The 7,117-nt window shown below is 49.7% G+C and carries 8 protein-coding genes and 2 pseudogenes; 5 read left to right on the top strand and 5 right to left on the bottom strand.

What is annotated here, in order from left to right:
* Nucleotides 1-261: 261 nt before the first annotated feature.
* The 5 genes and pseudogenes from DR88_RS0127250 to DR88_RS00020 form a co-directional block, all read right to left on the bottom strand.
* A complete protein-coding gene (locus DR88_RS0127250; protein WP_228135125.1) occupies nucleotides 262-543 on the bottom strand; it encodes a TonB family protein in 282 nt (93 codons plus the stop codon).
* Nucleotides 540-722, bottom strand: a complete 183-nt coding sequence (locus DR88_RS31615) for a cell envelope integrity TolA C-terminal domain-containing protein (protein WP_228135126.1) — start codon at nucleotides 720-722, stop codon at nucleotides 540-542. The genes DR88_RS0127250 and DR88_RS31615 overlap by 4 nt, the downstream gene beginning before the upstream one ends.
* 258 nt (nucleotides 723-980) lie before the next feature.
* Nucleotides 981-1,922, bottom strand: a pseudogene (locus DR88_RS00025) (Tn3 family transposase); the annotation flags it as partial.
* A pseudogene (locus tag DR88_RS29195) lies at nucleotides 1,909-2,496 on the bottom strand (TOTE conflict system archaeo-eukaryotic primase domain-containing protein); the annotation flags it as partial. The pseudogenes DR88_RS29195 and DR88_RS00025, both read right to left, overlap by 14 nt.
* Before the next feature lie 27 nt (nucleotides 2,497-2,523).
* A complete protein-coding gene (locus DR88_RS00020) occupies nucleotides 2,524-3,099 on the bottom strand; it encodes a recombinase family protein (RefSeq protein WP_000904911.1) in 576 nt (191 codons plus the stop codon).
* Nucleotides 3,100-3,838: 739 nt separating this feature from the next.
* On the opposite strand from DR88_RS00020, the gene relB reads away from it, so the two are divergent.
* From relB to DR88_RS29205, 5 genes are all read left to right on the top strand, one after another.
* Nucleotides 3,839-4,063, top strand: coding sequence for a type II toxin-antitoxin system RelB family antitoxin (relB, locus tag DR88_RS29200; RefSeq protein ID WP_000879771.1), 225 nt, complete (start codon nucleotides 3,839-3,841; stop codon nucleotides 4,061-4,063).
* Entirely contained in the window at nucleotides 4,047-4,313 is a 267-nt protein-coding gene (locus DR88_RS00015; protein ID WP_000262326.1) for a type II toxin-antitoxin system RelE family toxin, read from the top strand. The genes relB and DR88_RS00015 overlap by 17 nt, the downstream gene beginning before the upstream one ends.
* 624 nt (nucleotides 4,314-4,937) lie before the next feature.
* A complete protein-coding gene (locus DR88_RS00010; protein WP_000012966.1) occupies nucleotides 4,938-6,626 on the top strand; it encodes a colicin-like bacteriocin tRNase domain-containing protein in 1,689 nt (562 codons plus the stop codon).
* 9 nt (nucleotides 6,627-6,635) lie between these two features.
* Nucleotides 6,636-6,893: a colicin E3-like toxin immunity protein gene (locus DR88_RS00005; protein ID WP_000523382.1), complete on the top strand. Its 258-nt coding sequence runs from the start codon at nucleotides 6,636-6,638 to the stop codon at nucleotides 6,891-6,893.
* Nucleotides 6,894-7,005: 112 nt separating this feature from the next.
* On the top strand, nucleotides 7,006-7,117 hold a 112-nt coding region (locus DR88_RS29205; RefSeq protein WP_128972070.1), incomplete at its 3' end, for a colicin release lysis protein.

Below are 7,117 nucleotides of genomic sequence, written 5' to 3' on the forward strand. Positions count from 1 at the left end.
ACTACTTTAATCCGTGGCGGCGCTATTTGCCAGAAATACGGCTTTTGCTGCCCATTTTCAGCTTCGCTTCCCCATTTTCAGCTTCGCTTCCCCATTTTCAGCTTCGCTTCCACTAATCAGGGCTGCTACAGGCTCACTCATCATCCAGGACTATTGCAGCCTGCGGGTTAAAGGACCTGTTACTGGCGGCAACCATCATCATTGAACTTTTTGGTGGTGGCTGGTCGCGGATCCTGTAAGCCGTCATTTTTCAGACTGAATTCAAAATTTATAACCTGTCGCATTGCCGGGTGCCCTGCGGGATATAGCCAGTGCCTCATTGCCGTCAGCGTTTCCCGAAAAAAAGTGACAGCCGGTAAGCGACACGTTGTCCACTCGTCCATCGTCCAGAATATCAAACGTGGCGGTCACCTGACCTTCGATGCGTTTTGCTGCGGCCTGTACCGGGTAGGTTGGCTGCAGTGTGGTTACGGGTTTTAGTGGTATCGCATGTACCGGAGTGAGGAACATGGCCGCCAGCACTGTCAGAGTAAAAGCTTTCATGGTCTGAAATCCAGAGGGGCGTTTTTGAATATTTGCCAGGTATTTTCATCCGGTGCCGGCGGAATTTTGGCGTGGGTAACGGCTGATATTGCTGCTTTACAGAGTTTCGGATCTCCTCCTTCAGCAATGGCGCTGTTCAGAGTGCCATCACGTTGTATGGATATCCGCACGGTGCACATTTTCCCGCATAGGCCTCTGGTTCAAACATCTGCATTTCAACAGCGGTCTTGATGGCCGCAGCGTAGCTACTGATTTTAGATGACTTATCCAGAGTATAAATTTTCGGCGGCTGGGTGGTGGAATGCTTACAGGCCGTCAGGAGTAAGGGGCTGCACAATGCCAGCAGGATAAAGGGTATTAAACGCATCGGGTTGATGACCTGTCAGTAAAAATATTACATGGGGCAGTGACCGGGTAGCTGCGATAACTGCCAACTTTCAGGCAACCACGTCGATCGGTAACCTTGTTTCCATATCAAGCTCAAATATCCCATAGGGGTTTACATGAGCGTAAATCAGCGGTGTCAGTGCTCTGAAGTCTTCTGCCTTCATTCGTGACAGCCATACGGGCTCATGGAGTACCTGCTGGATCATCAGCGTGTTCACGTAGACCAGGCAAATCTGCAACAGATGCAGCGCCAGAACAGACAACTCCTGCTCTTCCAGACGGTTTGTCGCCACCTCTCCGCCTTTACCATAAAAAATGAACGCATTTGCACTATTCCAGTTTTCCACTACGTTCAGCCCTTCATTTATCTCAATGCGAAGATCTTCGGAGCCAATATACCGGCATAAGAAAATGGTTTTTATTGCTTTCCCCAGCTCCGCCAGAGCCTTATAAGTCGGATGCTGAACGTTGTTCCTGGTAAACCGGCGTAAAATGGCTTCTGGTTCTGCGGTTCCCTGTTTTAACGCTGTTGCGTATTTAATCATCTCATCGTACTGCTGAATGATGAGTTCCCAGTTAATGGTGCGGGTTAACACGGGGTCCAGATTTGAATAATCTCCGTTTTTTTCATCACCGGTACGATAGAGTTTCTGGCTGGCGATAGCCTTAAGGCGCGGTAGCAGGTCAAAACCGAGCAAATATGAGAAAGCAAAAGCAACTTCACTCTGCCCGTGGCTGTCGACGTACTGTCGCTCGATATCCATATCAGTACAGTGGCGTAAAACACCCTCTATCATGGCGGCGACTTCAGAAGAAGAGCAACGCTTGAGCTGGGAGTAAATGCAGGTGGATTTCTTTTCCACATGCCAGTAAATCATGACGCCACGGCCGCCATACCGGATATGCCATTCCGTCATCAGATTTTGATCCCAGGAGCCAAATTTTTTGGAATCCGAAGCACAGGATGTTGTCCCTTCACCCCAGACGGCGGGCATCCCTGGCCAGAACTCGGGACGCAAAAAACACCCAGATATGAGCCCCCTGACGCGATCTTGATACTTCCAGTGTAGCTGGCACATCGAGTTCATCACAGGATTGCATGAACGCTGACGCATCGGCCTGCCATTCTGCTTCGTCAAAATCAACGGCCAGAAAATAACAGAAGTCATCTTCAAGCAAAGGATATACACCGATGGTGTGTTCGCCAGCCAGATGTCGGTAGATAACGGGATCCGATACGGGAATGAGCTGGCGGTGAGAGCAGTCGCTACATTTTATTCGGGGTTTACCACATATACCTGGCTGCCATTCGTTGGCGCAGGCGGGAGAATAGCCCGACTTTCCGCTGTTTTTACTTTCCCAGCGCAGAGCCCATACATCATCCCGCCCCCGGAACAGTCGGCGAAACAGCGCAACCTTGTCGTCAGTAGATAAGGTTGATAATTTTTGCACCGGAGCCTGCCGCTTAAGTCTCCACTCAATTCCATGGGCATCAAGTAGCGAAATCAATCGGGCATTTTCTGCCCGCAGTGCCGATAATTCATCGCTGTCAGATTGGTGAACCATACTCTGCTGTAAATCCCCCGCATCGATTTATGTCTGTCCGATCTCAGTCATCCGGTGTCTGGCAAGAAGCCGCACCACGGTGGAAGGATGAACACGGAACAGACGTGCAGCATCAGCGCCCGTTTTTTGCCCCGATGTGACGAGCGAGACAATCTCTTTTTGCTGTTGGGGGGTTAACTTAGGGCGTCGCCCACCAACCCGGCCATCCTGGCGTGCCGCCGCAAGCCCGCTCTTTGTCCGCTCACGAAGCATGGCGCGTTCAAATTCAGCAAAGGAGCCAACGATCTGCATCATCATCCTGCCCGCCGGAGTGGATGTGTCAATATTTTCGGTAATGCTGCGAAAATCAGCTCCCGTGTTTTCAATCTTCTCCAGCGTCAGCAATAAATCCTTCAGCGAACGGGAAAGGCGATCCAGTTTCCATACAATAACCTGATCATCTTTGCGCAGTTGCTGTAAAAGACGTTGTAGTTCGGGTCGATCCCATCGCCCTCCCGAAGCTTTTTCCTGGAAAATCAGTTCACACCCGGCTGACTTTAGTGCTGATATCTGAGCCTGAGTATCCTGTTCCTGTGTCGAAACCCGGGCATAACCGATAAGCATGATTGCGATTTCCTGTTGCCATTTGATTTTATATTGCAATACATTTTTGCAATGCACAAGGTCGCATCGTTACGTTGGGACAGGGATAGTTGCACAAACGTTCGTTTATGCGCGAAGGTGGGAGGGGAGAAAAGTTGGCAGTTATCGCAGCTACCCGGTCACTACCCCTACATGTATATTTGCCACTCTTTACGGCCACGTTCATTGACATAAACACGGCTTATCGTATCGTTTTTACACCAAACGGCCCGCCATGCAGTTGCGTGCATAGGCATGCAGCGGGTTACAATTTACCGGGCGCGTTTCCGGCGGTTTTCCGGGTTGTTTTATCCCGTAGCCGCCGGAAACGCTCTGAGGGCTTCTCGGGCGGTGCTGATAACAGATGTTATGTTCAATCAGACTGATCTGCGGGTACAAAAAAAGCCCCGGAGGGCTTTTAACTACTGACTTATTTTTTTGAGGATTTGCTGGGTTTCAATTTGTCAGTATTCCCCGGCGTTTTTTTATTGTCACGCTGGCGTTTATCAGGTTCCCCTGTTGAATCGGCAATTCGTTTCGGACCCGGCTTAAGACCCATAATCGTTATCCTTTCAATAGTTAAGAGGAAAGCCCTCAAGCTGGATATATTGACAGCGTTACGGATTATCAAGAGGGGCCAGCAAGATTATTTTTTGTTCTTTTAGGTTGATTGCGATACTATTGCTATACATGTATATCAAATGGTGTTCAGGAGGTTTATATGCTTGCTATCCGGTTATCTGATGAGATTGAGTCCCGTCTGGACTCGCTGGCGAAGCAAACCGGCAGAACAAAGACCTTCTATGCGCGGGAAGCAATACTGGCGCATCTGGAAGACCTGGAAGATTATTATCTTTCAGCAGAAACTGCCGCACGCGTTCGCCGTGGTGATGAAGCCGTGCATTCATCTGAAGACGTGAGGAAGTCACTTGGTCTGGACGATTAACTATTCCGACCGGGCGCTCAAATCGTTACGCAAGATGGACAAACAGAACGCACGACGGATTGTGGATTTTATGGATTTACGCATTGCAGTTGCTGCCGATCCTCGCCAGTCAGGGAAGCCGCTCAAAGGTGAGCTGGGCGAGTTCTGGCGCTATCGGGTGGGAGATTATCGCATTCTGTGTGAGATCCGGGATGACGAGCTGGTTATCCTTGCCGCCACCATTGGCCATCGCCGCGAAGTTTACGACTGAAGCCCGCTATGCGGGCTTTTTTTGATGCTGACAACGGGTTTTATGGTAAATACCCCTCACCGGCGGCGCAGCGGCTGCCAGGTGAAGGTGGTTTCCGCCGCCTCGTATTTCTCCCGACGCATTTCCTGCGCCCGCCTGGCTTCACGTTCGTCCTGAATGGCGCGAAGCACCCTTTCACCTGCTGTTTTACCGCCTTTGGCAGCGTTCTGTTCCCTTTCAGGCCCATGGCCAGTGCCTGAGCGACAAAGGCGTCCGCCAGGCGCTTTTCTTCAGCGGGAGTCAGTTTCAGGTGTGTCATGGTGGCCTCCGGGCGTCTCAGGTTTCCTGAACAGTTTAACCGCGGGTCCTCCCCTCATACCAGTTAGCTTTCAGATGTGTCTATACCACCTGAAATGTAAGTGTGATGTACATCTCAAATAATAAAATTTGTTGCCGTGAGAAATTTTCGGGAAAAGACGCGATCTGCTTACAGGCGGCTCCGGGCGCTTTTTTGTGCCTGAAGATGAGAACTAATCTCATATATTGACACCTGAAAACGGCAGGAGTAAGGTAATAATTGCACTGTATGTATATACAGTATGTTGATTTTAATTTATTGTTTTAAATGTCAAAGAGGAAAACGATATGAGTGGTGGAGACGGTCGAGGTCCGGGTAATTCAGGTCTGGGACATAATGGTGGTCAGGCCAGTGGGAATGTGAACGGTACGTCTGGTAAAGGCGGCCCTTCATCAGGTGGGGGTACGGATCCAAACAGCGGGCCGGGCTGGGGTACGACGCATACGCCTAACGGAGATATTCATAACTACAATCCGGGGGAGTTTGGTCACGGAGGGAATAAACCCGGTGGCAATGGCGGTAACAGCGGCAATCATCGCGGTAGTTCTGGTGGCAGACAGTCTTCGGCCACAGCGATGGCCTTCGGTCTGCCTGCTCTGGCTACTCCGGGCTCCGGGGGGCTGGCTTTAGCCGTTTCCGGCGATGCGTTGTCGGCAGCCGTTGCTGATGTGCTGGCTGCCCTGAAAGGGCCGTTTAAGTTTGGTCTGTGGGGGATTGCGATCTACGGTGTGCTGCCTTCTGAGATTGCAAAAGATGATCCGAAAATGATGTCAAAAATTATGACGTCATTACCGGCCGATGCGGTGACGGAGACTCCGGCAAGTACTTTACCACTGGACCAGGCGACGGTTCGTGTCAGACAACGGGTTGTGGATGTGGTGAAGGATGAGCGGCAGCATATTGCGGTTGTCGCAGGTCGGCCAATGAGTGTCCCTGTGGTGGATGCGAAACCGACAAAACGTCCGGGGGTATTCAGTGTGTCGATTCCGGGTCTCCCGTCTCTGCAGGTGAGCGTACCGAAAGGTGTTCCGACAGCGAAAGCCCCGCCAAAAGGCATTGTTGCTGAAAAAGGTGATTCACGTCCGGCTGGTTTTACAGCCGGTGGTAACTCCCGTGAGGCCGTTATTCGTTTCCCGAAAGAGACCGGACAGAAGCCGGTTTATGTGTCGGTGACAGATGTTCTTACCCCGGCACAGGTAAAACAGCGTCAGGAGGAAGAAAAGCGTCGCCAGCAGGCATGGGACGCCGCTCATCCGGAAGAGGGGCTGAAAAGAGACTATGATAAAGCGAAAGCCGAGCTGGATGCCGAAGATAAAAATATTGCGACCTTAAACAGCCGCATTGCATCGACAGAGAAGGCGCTCCCCGGTGCAAGGGCTGCTGTTCAGGAAGCCGATAAAAAGGTGAAAGAGGCAGAGGCGAATAAGGATGATTTTGTGACTTATAACCCTCCTCATGAATATGGCTCCGGGTGGCAGGATCAGGTTCGCTATCTTGATAAGGATATTCAGAATCAGAATGCGAAATTAAAAGCGGCTCAGGCATCTTTAAACGCAATGAATGAATCCTTATCCAGAGATAAGGCTGCACTTCCCGGGGCGATGGAGAGCCGGAAACAAAAGGAGAAAAAAGCGAAGGATGCAGAAAATAAGTTAAATGAGGAAAAGAAAAAACCTCGCAAGGGAGCTAAAGACTACGGCCATGATTATCATCCAGCCCCGAAAACTGAAGACATAAAGGGACTGGGTGACCTCAAAAAAGGTACACCTAAAACACCAATGCAGGGAGGTGGAGGTAGGCGTAAACGCTGGATTGGTGATAAAGGCCGTAAGATTTATGAATGGGACTCCCAGCACGGTGAGCTTGAAGGGTATCGTGCCAGTGATGGCGAACACCTCGGGGCATTTGATCCTAAAACGGGTAAGCAAATTAAAGGTCCGGATCCGAAAGGGCGAAACATTAAAAAATATCTTTAAGAGGTAAGTATGGGACTTAAATTAAATTTAACCTGGTTTGATAAGAAAACTGAAGAGTTTAAAGGGGAAGAGTATTCTAAAGACTTTGGTGATGATGGTTCTGTCATTGAAAGTCTTGGGATGCCTTTAAAGGATAATATTAACAATGGTTGTTTTGATGTGAAAAATGAGTGGGTTTCATTATTGCAACCCTACTTTAAACATAAAATCAATCTTTCTGATAGTTCATATTTTGTTTCATTTGATTATCGGGATGGTAACTGGTAATCAAAATGTATCAAGGATGATGTGAAATACAGACTTCCGGTGTTCAGGGAGGAATGCTGGAGTCTTTAAATACAGGGAAAGTATATGAAAAAGTAAAGACTATTTTCTTTTTATATTGATTGCTTCTGGCTTTCTTCTGGTTGCATGCCAGGCAAACTATATCCGGGATGTTCAGGGCGGAACGGTGGCTCCATCGTCCTCCTCTGAACTGACGGGGATCGCGG

The organism is Klebsiella pneumoniae (assembly GCF_000742135.1).
GTDB classification, from domain to species: domain Bacteria; phylum Pseudomonadota; class Gammaproteobacteria; order Enterobacterales; family Enterobacteriaceae; genus Klebsiella; species Klebsiella pneumoniae.

Bases quoted from the DNA above. Each gene is read 5' to 3' on its own strand.
- DR88_RS0127250 (WP_228135125.1), bottom strand. From the start codon at position 543: ATGAAAGCTTTTACTCTGACAGTGCTGGCGGCCATGTTCCTCACTCCG.
- DR88_RS31615 (WP_228135126.1), bottom strand. From the start codon at position 722: ATGTGCACCGTGCGGATATCCATACAACGTGATGGCACTCTGAACAGC.
- DR88_RS00020 (WP_000904911.1), bottom strand. From the start codon at position 3,099: ATGCTTATCGGTTATGCCCGGGTTTCGACACAGGAACAGGATACTCAG.
- relB (WP_000879771.1), top strand. From the start codon at position 3,839: ATGCTTGCTATCCGGTTATCTGATGAGATTGAGTCCCGTCTGGACTCG.
- DR88_RS00010 (WP_000012966.1), top strand. From the start codon at position 4,938: ATGAGTGGTGGAGACGGTCGAGGTCCGGGTAATTCAGGTCTGGGACAT.
- DR88_RS00005 (WP_000523382.1), top strand. From the start codon at position 6,636: ATGGGACTTAAATTAAATTTAACCTGGTTTGATAAGAAAACTGAAGAG.